General features: G+C 30.0%; 16 protein-coding genes and 1 other RNA gene. 11 read left to right on the forward strand and 6 right to left on the reverse strand.

The window, feature by feature from the left end:
* Nucleotides 1-4: 4 nt before the first annotated feature.
* The gene (locus tag CIW83_RS12570; RefSeq protein ID WP_094901674.1) at nt 5-712 is read left to right on the forward strand and encodes an ABC transporter ATP-binding protein; all 708 of its coding nucleotides are present in this window, start codon (nt 5-7) and stop codon (nt 710-712) included.
* The gene (locus CIW83_RS12575) at nt 706-3,774 is read left to right on the forward strand and encodes an ABC transporter permease (protein ID WP_094901676.1); all 3,069 of its coding nucleotides are present in this window, start codon (nt 706-708) and stop codon (nt 3,772-3,774) included. Before CIW83_RS12570 ends, CIW83_RS12575 begins: the two co-directional genes overlap by 7 nt.
* 265 nt (nt 3,775-4,039) lie before the next feature.
* Here the strand turns inward: CIW83_RS12575 and CIW83_RS12580 are convergent, their stop codons facing one another.
* Nucleotides 4,040-4,843, reverse strand: a complete 804-nt coding sequence (locus tag CIW83_RS12580) for an NAD(+)/NADH kinase (RefSeq protein ID WP_094901731.1) — start codon at nt 4,841-4,843, stop codon at nt 4,040-4,042.
* Nucleotides 4,844-4,955: 112 nt separating this feature from the next.
* Here CIW83_RS12580 and CIW83_RS12585 point away from each other — a divergent pair, with 112 nt between their 5' ends.
* On the forward strand, nt 4,956-5,858 hold the full coding sequence (locus CIW83_RS12585; RefSeq protein WP_094901678.1) for an RluA family pseudouridine synthase: 903 nt from the start codon (nt 4,956-4,958) through the stop codon (nt 5,856-5,858).
* 3 nt (nt 5,859-5,861) lie between these two features.
* Here CIW83_RS12585 and CIW83_RS12590 read toward each other — a convergent pair whose 3' ends face one another.
* Complete coding sequence (locus tag CIW83_RS12590; RefSeq protein ID WP_094901680.1) at nt 5,862-6,509, reverse strand: hypothetical protein; 648 nt, start codon at nt 6,507-6,509, stop codon at nt 5,862-5,864.
* A gap of 128 nt (nt 6,510-6,637) precedes the next feature.
* Here CIW83_RS12590 and CIW83_RS12595 point away from each other — a divergent pair, with 128 nt between their 5' ends.
* The 3 genes from CIW83_RS12595 (at nt 6,638) to ssrS (ending at nt 9,074) form a co-directional block, all read left to right on the forward strand.
* Nucleotides 6,638-6,922, forward strand: a complete 285-nt coding sequence (locus CIW83_RS12595; RefSeq protein ID WP_094901682.1) for a hypothetical protein — start codon at nt 6,638-6,640, stop codon at nt 6,920-6,922.
* Nucleotides 6,923-7,087: 165 nt separating this feature from the next.
* Nucleotides 7,088-8,833, forward strand: a complete 1,746-nt coding sequence (locus CIW83_RS12600) for an ATP-dependent metallopeptidase FtsH/Yme1/Tma family protein (RefSeq protein WP_094901684.1) — start codon at nt 7,088-7,090, stop codon at nt 8,831-8,833.
* 64 nt (nt 8,834-8,897) lie between these two features.
* Nucleotides 8,898-9,074: non-coding RNA, 6S RNA (ssrS, locus tag CIW83_RS12605), on the forward strand.
* A 29-nt stretch (nt 9,075-9,103) separates the two neighbouring features.
* Here the strand turns inward: ssrS and CIW83_RS12610 are convergent.
* The 4 genes from CIW83_RS12610 to CIW83_RS12620 all read right to left on the reverse strand — a co-directional run bounded on the left by CIW83_RS12610 (nt 9,104) and on the right by CIW83_RS12620 (nt 13,754).
* Nucleotides 9,104-9,904, reverse strand: coding sequence for a histidinol-phosphatase HisJ family protein (locus CIW83_RS12610; protein ID WP_094901686.1), 801 nt, complete (start codon nt 9,902-9,904; stop codon nt 9,104-9,106).
* A gap of 67 nt (nt 9,905-9,971) precedes the next feature.
* Nucleotides 9,972-11,990 carry an ABC transporter ATP-binding protein gene (locus CIW83_RS12615; RefSeq protein ID WP_235601321.1) on the reverse strand — a complete coding sequence of 673 codons (2,019 nt, stop codon included), beginning with the start codon at nt 11,988-11,990 and terminating at the stop codon, nt 9,972-9,974.
* A gap of 11 nt (nt 11,991-12,001) precedes the next feature.
* Nucleotides 12,002-12,190 (reverse strand): hypothetical protein, encoded by a 189-nt coding sequence (locus CIW83_RS23025; protein WP_201259857.1) that lies wholly within the window; start codon nt 12,188-12,190, stop codon nt 12,002-12,004.
* Nucleotides 12,156-13,754, reverse strand: a complete 1,599-nt coding sequence (locus CIW83_RS12620) for an ABC transporter ATP-binding protein (protein ID WP_201259858.1) — start codon at nt 13,752-13,754, stop codon at nt 12,156-12,158. The genes CIW83_RS23025 and CIW83_RS12620 overlap by 35 nt, the downstream gene beginning before the upstream one ends.
* A 196-nt stretch (nt 13,755-13,950) precedes the next feature.
* On the opposite strand from CIW83_RS12620, the gene CIW83_RS12625 reads away from it, so the two are divergent.
* The 5 genes from CIW83_RS12625 to CIW83_RS12645 all read left to right on the forward strand — a co-directional run bounded on the left by CIW83_RS12625 (nt 13,951) and on the right by CIW83_RS12645 (nt 16,681).
* Nucleotides 13,951-14,136 carry a hypothetical protein gene (locus CIW83_RS12625; protein ID WP_094901688.1) on the forward strand — a complete coding sequence of 62 codons (186 nt, stop codon included), beginning with the start codon at nt 13,951-13,953 and terminating at the stop codon, nt 14,134-14,136.
* Nucleotides 14,137-14,243: 107 nt separating this feature from the next.
* Complete coding sequence (locus CIW83_RS12630; protein ID WP_094901690.1) at nt 14,244-14,636, forward strand: YtxH domain-containing protein; 393 nt, start codon at nt 14,244-14,246, stop codon at nt 14,634-14,636.
* A gap of 13 nt (nt 14,637-14,649) precedes the next feature.
* Nucleotides 14,650-15,123, forward strand: coding sequence for a hypothetical protein (locus CIW83_RS12635; RefSeq protein ID WP_094901692.1), 474 nt, complete (start codon nt 14,650-14,652; stop codon nt 15,121-15,123).
* A 184-nt stretch (nt 15,124-15,307) separates the two neighbouring features.
* Nucleotides 15,308-16,192: a diacylglycerol kinase family protein gene (locus CIW83_RS12640; RefSeq protein ID WP_094901694.1), complete on the forward strand. Its 885-nt coding sequence runs from the start codon at nt 15,308-15,310 to the stop codon at nt 16,190-16,192.
* Between the two features lie 42 nt (nt 16,193-16,234).
* Nucleotides 16,235-16,681 carry a MarR family winged helix-turn-helix transcriptional regulator gene (locus CIW83_RS12645; protein WP_094901696.1) on the forward strand — a complete coding sequence of 149 codons (447 nt, stop codon included), beginning with the start codon at nt 16,235-16,237 and terminating at the stop codon, nt 16,679-16,681.
* Nucleotides 16,682-16,690: the final 9 nt, after the last annotated feature.

Here is a 16,690-nt window from a genome sequence, read left to right on the forward strand (position 1 = left end):
ATATATGAGTTATTTTTTGAAGTTAAATAATGTAGTTAAGTATTATGGTGAGGGTGAAAGCCGTATGAAGGTTCTAAACGGGATCAATATTGCATTGGAAAAAAGAAAAATTTGTGCGATTCTTGGTCCGAGTGGGTCAGGAAAATCTACTCTATTGAATGTTATCGGTGGTCTGGACAGTGTTGATAAAGGAAGTATTATAATTGACGAAAAAACAGATATAACAAAGTTAAAACGAAAAGAAATTGCACAGTACCGTAGAGGTTATTTAGGATTTATATTTCAGTTCTATAATTTGATTCCTAACTTGACGGTTCGAGAAAATATTCAAGTTTGTGAATATCTGGCAAGTAATCCATTATCTTTGGATGAATTGATTGAAACTATAGGCATGGCTGAGCATCAGAATAAATTTCCTTCACAGTTATCAGGAGGCCAGCAGCAGAGATGTGCTATTGCTAGATCATTGATTAAGAATCCAGAATTATTATTATGTGATGAACCGACTGGTGCCCTAGATTCGAAATCAGCTAAAGATGTTCTCGTGTTGATTGAAAACGTAAACAAGAAATATGGAACAACAGTATTACTGGTAACTCATAATGTTGATATCGAACAGATGGCACATATGATTATTCGTATGAAAGACGGAACTATAGTTAGTTCAATTGAAAATAGTAACAGAAAAAATGCTAAGGATATTGAATGGTAGGGTGGCTTATGATACTTAATAAAAAGATTTTCCGAGAATTGAAAAATAATATTGTGCGATATGCTACCTTCTTTTTTTTGCTGGTATTTGGTATCGTTCTAATTGTAGGGATGGTTGCAAGTAGTGATAGTATCATTAATACGGTAAAGCTGACTAATGAGACATCTAATGTAGAATCAGGAGAGTTTTCACTTTACGTCCAGCTGTCGAATGAAAATATTAATGAGCTGAGTAAGCATGGTGTCAATATTGAGAAGGCATTTTACATTGATGTTAATATGGAAGACGGTTCGGTTTTACGGATTTTCCAGAATCGTAAAAATATTAATCTGTTGAATATTGCTAGTGGGAAGCAAGCAATAAAAAATAAAGAGATTGTAGTAGAAAAGCATTATGCTGCAAGTCATGGGCTAGATGTTGGCAGCAGCATTAATATACTGAATATGACTTATACAGTGACAGGAACTGGCAGTGTGCCAGATTATTGCTTTGTTAAGAAAAATTTGTCGGACATCACTTCGGATACATCCAAATTTAGTGTTGCATTTGTTACTGATGAAGCATTCACTGAAATAACCTTAATGACAAGTAATATTGTCTATAACTATAGTTACACACTTTCAGGTGATTACAATAACAGTGATCTTCTGGATTATCTTTTGTCTGTAGAATATGACAAATATGCTTCTAAAGATGAAACATATCAGGCAATGAGAGAAGATGCCGAAGATGAGATTTTAAAGTTTACAGATCCGTTATCTGATCTTGAACAGGGAGCATCTAATCTTTCTGATGGAATATATAAATTTGGTGATGCAACGTTAGAAATCACATCTGGGGCAAATAAACTTAAAGAAGGATTTGATGAATATTCGGAAAAGGTAGATAGATTCAACAGTGGATTAAAAGTGCTCTCTAATGGTCTTGATGATTTGCATACTGGAACAAGTCAGCTGAATGACAGTTATGCATATTTGTCACACAATGGAACTACATTGAGTAAATTAGCTGATAATATGCTTTTAACAATGCTTGCAAACATTGAAGGTAATTTGAATACTCAGGGATATGATGTACAACTGACTGAATCTGATTATAAAGAGACCTTTAGTGGAATTTATTCTTTGATAGGAACTGATTCTCCTCAATGGAAAAAATTGAGTGAATTTGAGGCGTTACTTGACAATTTTTATGCTCTTAAACAATCAATTTCTGAGTATACTGATGGTGTATCGAAAGCCTATGATTCATTATCTAAACTGAATTCAGTAACAGGGTCTTTAGCGGACGGAGGGGATAGGCTTAATAGTTCGTCTGAGTTGCTACAGGATGCTATGAGACAATTGAATGAAGGTACTAGCAGTATTAGTGAGGCAATGGCAGAGATAAATGACAAGATAACTGAACTGGAAGATGGTTCTAAAGAATTGTATGGAGGTATACAGGAAGTTACTCAAACCGTTAAAGACTATATCAATGATGAATATGACATTGATAGAATTAATTTGACTAGTTTCATAGAAAATGAAAACAATACGAGAATTAATGGATACAAGGAGGATACGCTCATTAACAGAAATGCTGCTATAGCTGTGGGTGTCATATTCTTTATTCTTATTTCATATGTTCTATCGGTTTTTTCTGTACATATTATTGAGAGTGAAAGAAATCAGATTGGCACTCTTTACGCAATGGGGTATATACAAAAAGAACTTACAAAGCATTACATGATTCTTCCCGTAAGCATTACCATTGTAGGTTCCATAATAGGTACAGTTGTTGGATATTTAACGATTCCTTACTTTGCATTAAGCAGTGTAGGATTTTATTCATATGCTGACTTGATATTGTCATATCCATACTACATTTTTATATATTCAATTGTTGTTCCGGTTTTGATTGCATATATAGTTAATGTTATTATAATACGTAAAAAATTATCCGCAGAACCACTCAGCCTGATTCGTGGTACAGACTTGAACAGGCATAACCAGAATGTGCAGGTCAATCTGAAACATATGAACTTTGTAAACAAATTCCGTATTAGACAGGTTATCAGAGAGTCAAGAATTATGGGTATTCTATTTGGCGGATTACTTATTGCGATTTTTCTTCTTGTATTTTCATTTTGCATTTACTGTAGTATATCAGATTATGCCGAAAGGATTACTAATGGTGTTAATTACAATTATATGTATCTGTTAAAATCTTCATTGTATGATATACCAGAGGAAGGTGAATCAGTATATATAGAGGAACTAAGTTATGAAATGAGTGGTATGAAATTTGATGTAACGATTATGGGTATTGAAGAGGACAGTAAATATTTCGATTTCAAATTAGGAAATAAGCATAATGATGTTGTGATTTCTGATTCTGTTGCAATGAAATTCAAACTAAAAATTGGAGATAAGTTTATTTTGTCTGAAGGTTTAACTAATAAGAATTATGCATTTACTGTATCTGGAGAGACTAATTATGCAAACAGTCTCTACATTTTCATGGATATATCTGAAATGCATGAACTCTTCGGTACCAATGAGAATTATAAAAATATTATCCTTTCAGATGTACCATTAGATATAGATGAAAAATACGTTCAGTCTGTTATAAAGTCCGATGATATCAAAGAAACAGCAGATTCATTTGTTTCTTTAATGACTACTACTATTGGAATGCTCCTAATAGTATCAATAGTATTATTTGTCATTGTTACCTTCATATTGATGAAAAATGTTATTGAACGTTCAACATTCAGTATATCGCTATTAAAGGTATTCGGCTATACAGAAAATGAGGTAAGCAAGCTTTACATACGGAGTTTACTCTATATAGTTTTGCTAGCAGCTGCCATAGGTATCCCATTAAGTAAACTCATTTTGAATAGCTTGTATCCTGCATTAGTTATTAATTTTAATTCTGGAATGAAAACAGTATTAACACTTCCGGCACTTACATGTATTATCGTTCTTATATTAGTTTCATATGCAGTGGTAGTTCTATTACTGCAAGAACGACTGAAGAAAGTGTCGTTAGCAGAAGTTCTGAAGGCAAGGGAATAATAAGGAGGTATGCTGCCTGGAGATATGTAGAGGTTATAGAGAAAATATAATATTTTATGTCTTGCAAAATATTTTCAAATGGAATAGAATACATTTTTATAATTAGAAGGGCAAAAGAAAGCCAAAGTGAACTTCTGTGAAGTTTACTTTGGCAATTTTTCTCTGATAAATTTATCAGATAACTCAGAATTAGGGTTGGTTTTCAGTTTTGCTCTTACGGTTCCTACAAATGGTATATAAAAGGTTTTTTATTTTAAGGTCACTTCTATAGAAACTTGCTCTTTAAATTATCCCAGTACATATTCTTATCGAAGTTCAATTTTTTAATAGTTTTATCAGAAATCTTCAAATCGATACTAGTGATGTTATTGTATTTGAATTCAACTCCATCATTGATGACTAAAATTGAATTTTCATATCTAAGTTCTGGTTTAATAGATATAATTATATCTCCCGGCACCACTGCACTATTTGGCAGAGATCTATAAGCCTTAGAACTAATAGGTGATAGAGGAGTAAGTTGTAGTGTTTTTAGTGATGGATATATTATACTTCCACCACTGGAAAAATTGTAGGCAGTACTACCTACGGGTGTTGATATAATAACCCCATCGCCACTAAATTTCTCTAAATGATTACCATCTATAAATATTTCTAGATGAACTACCTTGGATTTAATTCCTTTAATAACTATTTCATTTACACCAGTGAGAAAAAAGCATTTGTTTTTAGTACATATTTTTGCATTTACTAACGAAATCTCTTCGACAACATAATCCTTATTTATATATTTATCAATAAATTCATCAATATTTCCAGGTAATATTTCTTGAAAAAAACCTAAATGACCAGTATTTATTCCTACAAAAGGAATACTAGGGAATTTATTGCGATGTACTGCTCTTAGAAATGCACCATCACCACCAACGCATATATTAAGCTCCGCATTGTCGCTATAATTCTCTGGTATATGGAAACCTTTATATTTAAGCTTTTCTGATAAAAGCTGGGATGTTTTCTTTGATTCAAAATTATAATTTGAAATAATATTAATTATTCTATTATCTATGGTATTCACAAATTGACCCCCTAAACGGTTTTTATCTTTAAAATTAAATAAAATTTGATATAATTAGTTTACCAATATTATATAATAAAGATAAGAAAATTTGGAGGAAATTATGAATTTATTTAAAGAAAATGAAAATATTGTTGTTTTTAAAGCTGATAAAGATGGACTAGATTTAGAGGAATTCCTCTCTAGTAATGATATTTCAGGACGATTATTTAGAAAGTTATACAAAGGAAAGCAAATATATGTAAATGGTAAATTTAAAAGAAAAGGATTAATTCTTGAAAAAGGTGATTTAGTATCTATATATATGGAAAACGAAGATGAGAATACAACACCAGAAAAAATGGAGATAGATATTATTTATGAGGATTTTGATCTTCTGATTTTAAATAAACAACCAAATATAGTGGTACATCCAACAAAGTCTCATCAAGAAAATACTTTATCCAATGGAATATCATATTATTTTAAAGAAAAAGGTATAAAGAAGAAGATAAGATTTGTAAATAGACTAGATATGAATACTACTGGAATTTTAATTGTAGCAAAGAATCCTTTTGCACATCAGCAAATGGCTTTGCAGTTTGAATCAAATGAAGTGGAAAAAAAGTATCAGGCAATAGTATCTGGTATTGTAGAAAAAAATGAAGATTATATAGATTTACCTATCGGAAGAGAGGAAGAGAAAAGTGTTAAAAAAGTAGTGACAGAAAATGGACAAAAGGCTTTGACTAAATATACTGTAATTGAAAAATATAAAGATGCATCATTACTTGATGTGCAGATATTTACAGGGAGATCTCATCAGATTAGAGTTCATTTAAATCATATTGGCCATCCAATAATAGGAGATGTTCTATATAATGAAGAAAGTCCTTATATAGATAGGCAAGCTTTGCATTCATATTATTTAAAAATAAAACATCCTAGAACAAAAAAAGATATAGAATTTATCGCCTCTCTACCTGAGGATATGAAAAGACTAATTAACCACCTAAAGAATAAGTAAAACTTATTCTTTAGGTGGTTTTTCTATTATTTCTATTTTCTTATCTTCCTTACTATTTTCTTGCTTTGGTGAGTTTAAGACTTTCATTATTTCCATCATTTTACCCATTTCTTTAAGTTTATCATTATTTTTTTGACTATCGTTACCCAGCATAGGTGCAAGCATACTCATTAACTGAGTAGGATCTTTTGAAGTATCTTGATTACCCATAAGAGATGATAACATTGAAAACATTTTTTTATACTTATCCATGTTTAGTATCAAATCCATCATAGTTCCAAGGTTAGTTACTTCTGGTCTTGGAACTTCTTTCTGTATAGTATGCATAATTTTATTTAGCCTATCTTTAGTATTATCTACAGATATTGGTTCTTTAATATACTGATACTCATCATTTTGCATAAAATCAACTAATTCATTTATCTTTATAAGGCGTTCAGTAAATAATATTGATTTATTTATCAAAGGTATGTAATGCTCAGGAAAGTATGCCCCCACCTTTTTTACTATCTTAATCTTTTCTAATGTATACTTAGGGTCAATTTCAATGTTGTTTATAAAATTTCCTAAGGTTTGCAGACTAGCGAATTCATTGCCTTGATTCTTTCCAATTATTAAAAGAAATATAAATATTAATAACTTATTATCCAAAATTAGCCCCCCTGACTCTAGGTATAATATTCATTATATGCAAAAGCAAATTAATAGTTGCACTATGATTTAGTAATATATTTATTTTATCTTTCATAAATTATGATATAAGAAAGGGAGGTATGAAAATGAAAGATAAGAAAATCAAAAAGATGATTGACAATATCGGGGAGTATAATCCTAGTGATGCAGAACTTTCAATGATTGGAAATCTTGCAGATAAGTATATGGATAAATCAGATGAGGATATATTTGTAGAGATTATTAGAGTAAAATCTGAGATGGAAGATCAAATGAGTGAAGAACAATTTGCTACAATATTGGAGAAGCTGGAAAGCATCAGACCTATGTTGAGCGAGGAACAAAATACCAAATTGGATAAAATATTAGAAATGTTAGATAAAAATAAGTAAGAGAAATAAGGGGCCTCCATATATGGGAAGGTCCCTTATTTTATAGCGAATAGGAAAATTCTGCTTTAATCCCTCTTATCAAAATTAACAAATCAAGGAAATAGACATATGGCTAAGATGGTGTTATAATTTAATAGATATTATGTAAACCGAAGGAGTGGTGTTATGGAGATAAATAAAAAAATGAAAATCATCATATCTATAGCTATTTCTATTGTTATATTATCTACTGGATTATTATATATAAAAAATAAAAATAAAGTGGAGGAAATGCCTTATACTTTATTTTTAACTCATGTACAAAAAGGTCTAGTAGAGGAAGTTAAATTATCGAATAATGGGAAGATTGAGATAAAACTTAAAAATGGAAAAGTTGCAATTACTGATAATCCAAGAACTGAAAAATTTAAGGAAGAATTATTACTATATGATGTTAAGGTAGTAGAAAAGGATGGTAATTTGAATCAAGCTATACCTATGCTTTTGTTAGTTTCAGTAATGGGCTTTACGATATTCTACTTAAATAGAAATATGTCTAAGCAAGCGGAAAAAGAAATGTCTAATATGTCAAAGGTAACTACAGATTATTCATCTAGGAGAATTACATTTGATGATGTAGCAGGTAATGAAGAAGCTAAAGAATCTTTAATGGATATGGTTGATTTTATCAAAAATCCAGAGATATATAATAAGTTTGGTGCAAGATTACCTAGAGGTGTTCTTTTATACGGGGCTCCTGGTACAGGAAAGACACTTTTAGCAAAAGCTATGGCCGGTGAAGCGGGAGTTCCATTTTATGCTGTGTCAGGTTCAGACTTTGTACAAGTATATGCAGGACTTGGAGCTAGCCGTATAAGAGAGTTATTTAAAAAGGCTAAAGAAGCAGGAAAATCTGTTATATTTATTGATGAAATAGATTCTCTTGGAAAGAAGAGAAAGTCTGGAGATCATCCTTCTGGTAGTGAAGAAGGGGATAGAACATTAAATGCACTCTTGACGGAGATGTCAGGTTTCAAGGAAAATGAGGGAATTATTGTAGTAGCAGCGACCAATAGAATAGATATACTAGATGAAGCATTACTTAGACCTGGAAGATTTGATAGACAAGTGGAGGTTTCTCTCCCTGATGTAAATGGAAGATATGAAATACTTAAGCTACACAGCAGAAACAAACCTATTTCTAAAAAAGTAGATTTAAAAAAAGTTGCATTAGAAACTATCTATTTTAGTGGTGCCAAACTTGAAAATTTAATGAATGAATCTGCTATTATTGCCGTAAAAGAAAAATCAAAAGAAATTACCATGGATCATATAAATAAAGCATATTATTCAGTATTAGTTGGGGAGGAGAAAAAAGATAGATCCTCTATAGATATTAAGGATAAGGAAATCACAGCTTACCATGAGGCAGGACATGCTCTAATGGCGAAACTAATAGCTAAAGATAATAGGGTTACTAAAGTGAGTATAATACCTAGCACAAAGGGCATGGGAGGATTCAGCTTAAATATTCCTCCAGATAAGATGTATCAAACAAAGAAAGATATATTATCCAATATTATGATTGCCCTTGGAGGAAGAGCGGCGGAAGAAATAATATTTGGAAAAGAAGAAATAACAACTGGAGCATCTTCAGATTTGGAGAAAGCTACTAATATGACTTTATCCATGATTGGAGTATTCGGAATGGATGAAATAGTTGGATTATTAAACTATAACGTTTTATCCAGTAGAAACTTGGATGATGGAAGGTTATTAAATAGGGCTAAGGAGATACTAGAGAAGCTTTATTTAGATACTATTAATATATTAAATAGTAATATGAATAGCTTACAATCCTTAGCAGAAAATCTTATAGAAAAAGAAGTATTATCTGAAGATGAAATTAACAAAATACTAATTAGAGCATAGAAAAGAATAAAATCTTTAGTTTGCTTGAAAAAACGTAATAAAAGATGTATAATAATATTATAAGAATTTTCTGCGGTGTGCGTTATCTCTGATAATTCAACCGACATAACAGACACGGGAGTCTGCGTTTAATATTGGATAACAAGCCTCCTTAGAGAGGACGTTAGAAGATATTAACAGGAAACCCCCCTTTATTAAGGCGGGTGTGAATTAGCTGAGTTGACGGCATTGTGGGTGAAAATCCTCTTAAAGCTAGCTTTAAGAGGATTTTTAGATAATATTTATAGGGTATTTTTTTCTCTCTTTAAATATATGAATATATTTAAAGCCTACTTCTTTAAGCATTTTTTCTACAGTTCTATATTCATATCCTATATTTTCGGGGGTATGAGAATCTGATCCTATGGTTATTATTTCACCACCTAATTCTTTGTATAACTTCAATATCTGAATTTTAGGATGGAAATAACCTAATCCATATCTCACTCCTGCAGTATTTATTTCAATACCTTTACCATTTTCTATTAGAAGTTTCAAGATACATTCTATAGGATAGTAATAATCGTCATATTTTGGGATAGAAGAATAATCTTCAAAATATCTGTCTATATAATCTAGATGTCCCAAGACATCAAAGTTATTAAAGTTTTTTATGCAATAATACATATCCTTATAGTATTCTTCCAAAGCGTTTATAGGTTCAACACCTTTAGTAAAATTATCAGCATGAATATCTAGCTTATTTACTGAATGAATTGACATTAACACGAAATCAAAATCATTAGATTCAATAAACTTATTGTATCTTTCAAGTAGGTGAGGTTGAATTCCAATCTCTACTCCTGCAAGTATTTCAATATCCTTCATATACTTATACTTTACTTGTCTAATGTTTTTAAAATAATCAGAAGTTCTAAAAACAAAATCAATTCTTTGAGCAGTGGAATCAAAATCAACATGATCGGTAAAACAAATACTTTTCATATTTTTATCAATTGCTGTTACTACCATATCTTCCATGGATGTTTTTGAATCAATGGAATATTCACTATGAAGATGAAAATCATACATTTGTTTAACACTCCTAAACATTTATTGTCTAACATATTCTACTAAAAAACTACTAAGTAGTAAAGAGTCATTGGCTGAAGTCCTCTTTATACTGAAGTTTATATAAATCATAATACATTCCTTCCTTAGATAATAGTTCCTGATGCGTCCCAACTTCTTTAATAACACCTTTGCTAAGAACTATGATCTTATCTGCATGTTGTATAGTTGATAACCTATGAGCAACGGCAATGCTAGTTCTACCTTTGATTAATTTTTCTAAGGCATCTTGAATTAATAGTTCTGTTTCTGTATCTATACTAGAAGTTGCTTCATCTAATATCAATATACTAGGATTATAAGCTAAAGTTCTTGCAAAAGCAAGAAGCTGTCTTTCACCAGAAGATAATGTTGAACCTCTCTCCATCACAGGTTCTTTATATTTAAGTGGCAATTTATTTATAAAATAGTCTGCATTTACATATTTTGATACTTCTATTATCCTATCGTCAGGGATTTCAAAGTTATTTAGTCTAATATTATCTTCTATTGTTCCAGTGAAAAGAAATACATCTTGTAATACTACACCTATATTTTTGCGAAGCTGAAATTTATCATATTCTTTAATATTAATATCATCTATTAATATCTCACCTCTTTGTATATCATAGAATCTAGTTATAAGGTTGATAATAGATGATTTTCCTGCTCCAGTTGCTCCTACAAAAGCCACAGTATCTCCAGGATTTATTATAAAGCTAACATCCTTCAAAACCCAATTTTCACCTTCATATGCAAACCACACATTTTTAAATTCAATTTTACCTTTAATATTATTAGGGATAAATGGATTAATGGGATTTTCAATTATAGTATTATCGTCAAGTATAGTGAAAATCCTTTCACTTGAGGCCATAGCAGACTGAAGTATATTATATTTTTCGGTTAAATCAAGTATTGGCTCAAAAAATCTTTGTAGATAATCTATAAAAGCATATAATACTCCAAACTCTAAAGCGTTTGAAACAACTTGTCCCCCTCCATAATATATAATAGTAGCTATACCTAATGAACGGATTACTTCAATAGACGGTCTAAAAATAGCAAACAAAGTGATTTCTTTCTTTGCTGTTTTCAGATAATCAGTATTAATCTCATCAAATTGAGTAGAGATTTTATCCTCTCTCTTAAATATTTGTATAATTCTCATTCCAGTTATATTTTCATTCAAAGTAGAATTGATTTTAGCTAGCTGTGCTCGACCTAATCTGTAAATTACTCTAATCTTTTTCCTAAATATTATTGAGGCTATTAAAATCAAAGGCAGCAGAGTAAGGGAAAGCAACGCTAAGGTCAAATCCATTTTTATCATAACAAAAACAATACCTATGAGGATAAATATATCTTTAAAGAGATTTACTAAAACTGAAGTATACATTTCGTTTAAGGTTTCTGTATCATTTGTTACTCTAGTAACAAGTCTTCCGATTGGATTTTTATCAAAATAAGAAATGGAAAGACTTTGAATATGTGAAAATATTTCTTGTCTTATATTAAACACTATCTTTTGTGAAGTATAATTAAGTATAAGCACTTGAAAATAATTTAAAGCAAAAGCTAATATTATGGATATTATAAATATGGCTGATATTTTATTTATGCCTTTAATATCTATTTCTCTAAAGTCTGTATATGATTCATTATCTAAATGCATTCTATCTTCTATTATTTCACTATTATAATCTCCAAGGTAATACTCTCCATTCTCTTTTATTATATTAACAACAGGATAAGAATTAAAATTAACTCTTTCTTCTATATCTATGGAATCAAGTCTAACATATTTTTTATTATTGAAAATTATACCTTTATGGGGATCATTTATTTCCATTTCATACATAGGTTTTTTATATCCTGTAATATAATCATCAATAGTAATTTTGAGGAGATAAGGTCTTAAAAGCTCTAAAGCTGTAATTCCAATCATCATAATAATAGCTAAGAGAAGGTATAGAAAATAAGGTTTTGCATATTGTAAAAGTCGTTTCATTAACCTTGAGTCATAGGCCTTTCCCATTATTTCATCATCTTTATATTCATTACTCAATTTTTTCCCTCCTAATCATTAACTATTTTTTCCTCTAATAATTGTTTTTCATATAAATCTGAATATAACCCATTAAGAGATATAAGAAAATCATGTGTTCCTCTTTCAGCAATTTCACCATCAGCTAAGAAGATAATTTCATCACAATTTTTCACTGTAGATATTCTATGGCTTATAATAATAGTAGTTCTTGTATTCATAAAATTTTTCAAATTTTTTAATTATTTTCTCTTCTGTTTGAGTATCTACACTAGATAAACTATCATCTAAAATAAGTACAGAAGGTTCTTTAATTATAGCCCGTGCAATAGAAGTTCTTTGTTTTTGGCCTCCAGATAGGGTGACACCTCTTTCTCCTAAAATTGTTTGAAAATCATTTGGAAATTCTAGAATATTATCATATACTTCAGCTAATATAGCTGCATGAATAACCCTATCATGTGAAATTGAATTTTCAAATGAAAACCCAATATTTTCTTCTATAGTAGTAGAAAATAAAAAGTTATCTTGCGGAACATATCCTATATTTTCTCTAAGGGATTTTAAGGATAGATTCTTAATATCTATGTCATCAAATAAAATCTTACCTTTATGAATGTCGTAAAGCCTTAGCAGCAAACTTACAATTGTTGATTTACCGCTACCAGTTCTACCGATTATTGCTAGTGATTTTCCTTGTTCTACAGTAAAATTTATATTCCTAAGAGCATAACTATTAGCTCCAGGATATTTAAAGCTAACCTCTTGGAATTCAACTTTTCCTTTTGATTTATTTAATTTAATAGCATCTTCAACATCAGAAATATCTGGTTTCTCATCTAGAATAGAATTGATCCTATCCATAGAAGCAGCTCCTCTTTGTAAAACATTTATAACCCAACCTAAAGCCATCATTGGCCATACTAACAAGCCCAAATATGAGTTAAAGGCAATAAAGTCTCCCAAAGAAATTCTATTTAGTATTACTTCTTTGCCTCCATAAAATATTACTAAAAGAAAGCTAATTGAAGATATAAACTGGATAAATGGGTGGAATGTTCCAGATATTTTAACTAAATCTATATTTTTATTCAAATTGTCCTTATTTACCCTAGAAAACTTTTCTAATTCAAGCTCTTCTTGTACAAAAGATTTAACGACCCGGATACCAGAAAAACTTTCTTGGGTAGTGTCTGTAAGGTCAGAAAAGGCCTCTTGAACTATTTTGAAACGCTTATGAATAATTTTACCAAATTTGCTAACTACAATAATGATAAACGGTAAGGTAAATAGAGCTATGGAAGTTAGTCTAAGATTTGTAGTTTTTATCATCATAATAAGAGATAGAATTATCATAAAACCAGAATCAACAATCATTATTGTTCCTTGTCCAATAGCCATTCGCACTGCATTAACATCATTTGTTACATGAGCCATTAAATCTCCAGTTTTGTGAGTATTGAAATAGTTAGGTGAAAGTGTTAATAAGTGATTAAAGATTTTTTTTCTTAAATAATATTCAAGTTCACGAGAAGTGCCCAAAATATATATTCTCCAAAAAAATCTTCCAGCTGCTATGACTGTTCCAGTCAGTATAATTAAACATACATACTTTGTAATTCCCTTAGAATTTAACAAGTTATTTTCAAAATCATTTGTTAAATTCCTGAATATTTGTGGAACTATTAGCTGAACAGAATCTATAATTATAAGCCAAATGATTCCAATTAGATAATTCCACTTATGCTTTGAAAAAAAGTTTTTTAAAGAAAGAAAGGCTTTCATATGGTCTCAATTCTCCTTTTGTTAATATTTATCAAGCATTTCGACACTCAAAATAAATCGTATAGTATCTATTATAAATGAAACTACAATAAATTAAAGTATTAAATAAAATATTTTATATAAAAGTATAAAATAGATAATACTGTGAAACAATTAATCATATAGAACTATTAATTTAAATTTAGGAGGGATTATTTTGGAATTAACTACAAAAGAAATTGTTAAAAAGATGATATTAGATTCACAAGAAATGGTCAGAGATTATGAAGTACACTCAAAAAAAGTAAATGATAGTGAAATAGCAGATCTATTTAAAAAATTTGCAGAAGAGTGTGGCTATCAGGCAGCAGAATTGCAAAAGATATTAAAGGATAAGTTTTAAATAAGATTAATAAATAGAATATTTTAGTTTAAATTTGATTATAAAATGTCTTTTAGGGTAAAAGACAATTATGAAAATCACAGAATAATTATAAAGGGGAGATTTAAATGATAAACAAGTTTATCGAAGAAAAAAAAAGAAAAGCTGAGAGAGAAAAGAAAATTGAAACTGCAAAAAATGTAGCAGTAGGTACTGCAATTGGTACTGCAATTGGAGCAGCAGCAGGATTATTATTTGCTCCTAAATCTGGGAAAGAAACTAGAGAAGATATATCTCAAAAATCAAAAGAAGTAGCTGAAAATGTTAAAACTATAGTAAATGAACAAATTGAAGCTACTAAAGAATTACAGGATAAGGTTAAGTCTGAGATCAAACAGGCATATGAAGGAATAAAAGAAAAGAAAAATGAATTAGTTAATGACGTTGAAGGAGAGATTGAAGAAGAAATAGAGGAAATAGTGGAAGAAGATATTAACGAAGATGAAAGTGAATCCTATTAAGGGGGCGTAGATAATGACTGCCACCCTTACTATTCAGGATTTATTTAAACTAATACTTTTTTTATTAGGCATTGGTGCGCTGACATACTTAATACTTGTGTTAAAGAATATAAATAAACTAATGAGTCAGATAAATATTGTAGCTGAAGCAAATGAAAAGAACATTAATGATACACTTGAGCAATTACCTTCAATAAGTAAAAATTTAACTTCAATTACTAAAAGTACTGATAGTGCTATAAAGGATTTAACACCAGAAATAAATGGTTTAGTACAAAATATAAATGGCATATCAGGAAAAGTAAATTCTATTACTGACTCCATTGATAGTACAACCCATAAAGTATCTGAGACTCTTGATTCGGTAACTGATAGCATATCTGAAACAGCATATGCTTTTCAATACAATATAAAAAATATAGATAGTTATATTAAGTTGATTGTTGAGATAATAGAAACCATAAAAAATGCTATAAAGAAGAAGTGAGAATCCTAAGATTTGGATTCTTATTTTTTTAAGCATAAATTCTGTGGTTGAAGCTAAAAATTGAAAATTGAAAATTCTTTTACAATTATTATATTGCTGGTATAATAGGATATAATGTTATATAATTAGGCGATTTGATATTAAATTTATATAGATTATTTTATATGATGAGAGGCTGATTTTTATGAAGAAAATAAAAGTGATTTTTAATCCGTCTTCAGGAAGACAATCTATGGAAAGACGGGTAGATCGTTTATGTAAATTGTTATTAGATGATGGATATTTAATTAGCAAGTTTATTACACAAAAAAAGGACGATGCCATGATTGAAACTATGAAAGCATGCAAGGAAGATTGGGATATCATAGTTGCTAGTGGTGGTGACGGTACAGTAAATGAAGTGGCTAAAGGTATTGCGAATAGCGAGAGAAAAATACCGGTTGCCATTTTATCTTCAGGAACTGTTAATGATTTTGCTAATTACATGAAAATTCCCAAAAATATTATGGATTTTTATGATATGATTAAGAGGGAAAACACAATAGATGTGGATTTAGGAAAGGTTAATAGTGAATATTTTGTAAATGTAGCGGCAGGTGGACTTTTAACTAATGTAGGATACCAAGTTTTACCAGAGACTAAAATGGTATTGGGAAGAATGGCTTATTATATAGAGGGGTTGAAAGAGATAACCCTACAGAATTTTGAACCAATAAAATTAAGTGTGGAAAGCGAAGAGTGTTCTTTAGATGAAGAAGTATTGTTATTTCTCATATCCAACAGCTCATCTATTGGAGGTTTTAAAAAATTAGCACCAAAAGCAGATGTCCTAGATGGACTGTTAGATATAGTGATTGTAAAAAAATCAGGAGTTCAAGACTTAGCCAATATTTTTATTAATATATTTAGTGGTGATCATATTAATCATCCAAATGTTGTATATTTTAAGTCAAAGAGTGTGAGATTAGATACTAGGGAGAAAGTGTCTATCGATATAGATGGTGAATATGGTGGTAAACTTCCTGCCACTTTTGAGATTGTACCGAAGGCCTTTAGAATTATAGTCTAAACAAAACTAGACTATTTTGAAAAGATAAAGAGGAGGATACAAATGAACGAAAATGTAAGCTGTGAAAATGTAGCTAATATAGAAAAATATCTAAGAAAAGTAGATTATATCATAAGGAGAAAAGGGAGAGAAATATTATCTGACTTTAATATTACTGTACCTCAATTTTCAGCTTTACAGATTCTTATAAACCAAGGGAATATGACAATTGGAGAATTAAGCCAGAAAATGGCTTTGGCATGTAGCACTATTACAGATCTTATTGATCGCATGGAAAAAGCGGAGTTAGTAGTAAGAAAAAAAGATGAGAAAGATAAAAGGGTTGTAAGAGTAGAGGTATTACCTAACGGTTATGATATTTTGGAAAAAGTGTTAAATAAGCGTATTGACTTCTTATCAGGAAAGTTAAGTAATTTTAGTGATGATGATAAAAATAGATTACACTTGGGATTAAAAGCCTTATATGAGGCAATGAAGGATGAATCATAAGATTAGATG

The organism is Tissierella sp. P1, from assembly GCF_002266425.1.
Taxonomy (GTDB): domain Bacteria; phylum Bacillota; class Clostridia; order Tissierellales; family Tissierellaceae; genus Tissierella; species Tissierella carlieri.

Excerpts from the sequence above, each read along its gene's own strand:
- CIW83_RS12570 (WP_094901674.1), top strand. The coding sequence starts at position 5 with ATGAGTTATTTTTTGAAGTTAAATAATGTAGTTAAGTATTATGGTGAG.
- CIW83_RS12575 (WP_094901676.1), top strand. The coding sequence starts at position 706 with ATGGTAGGGTGGCTTATGATACTTAATAAAAAGATTTTCCGAGAATTG.
- CIW83_RS12585 (WP_094901678.1), top strand. The coding sequence starts at position 4,956 with ATGAATTTATTTAAAGAAAATGAAAATATTGTTGTTTTTAAAGCTGAT.
- CIW83_RS12595 (WP_094901682.1), top strand. The coding sequence starts at position 6,638 with ATGAAAGATAAGAAAATCAAAAAGATGATTGACAATATCGGGGAGTAT.
- CIW83_RS12600 (WP_094901684.1), top strand. The coding sequence starts at position 7,088 with ATGGAGATAAATAAAAAAATGAAAATCATCATATCTATAGCTATTTCT.
- CIW83_RS12610 (WP_094901686.1), bottom strand. The coding sequence starts at position 9,904 with ATGTATGATTTTCATCTTCATAGTGAATATTCCATTGATTCAAAAACA.
- CIW83_RS23025 (WP_201259857.1), bottom strand. The coding sequence starts at position 12,190 with ATGAATACAAGAACTACTATTATTATAAGCCATAGAATATCTACAGTG.
- CIW83_RS12620 (WP_201259858.1), bottom strand. The coding sequence starts at position 13,754 with ATGAAAGCCTTTCTTTCTTTAAAAAACTTTTTTTCAAAGCATAAGTGG.
- CIW83_RS12630 (WP_094901690.1), top strand. The coding sequence starts at position 14,244 with ATGATAAACAAGTTTATCGAAGAAAAAAAAAGAAAAGCTGAGAGAGAA.
- CIW83_RS12635 (WP_094901692.1), top strand. The coding sequence starts at position 14,650 with ATGACTGCCACCCTTACTATTCAGGATTTATTTAAACTAATACTTTTT.
- CIW83_RS12640 (WP_094901694.1), top strand. The coding sequence starts at position 15,308 with ATGAAGAAAATAAAAGTGATTTTTAATCCGTCTTCAGGAAGACAATCT.
- CIW83_RS12645 (WP_094901696.1), top strand. The coding sequence starts at position 16,235 with ATGAACGAAAATGTAAGCTGTGAAAATGTAGCTAATATAGAAAAATAT.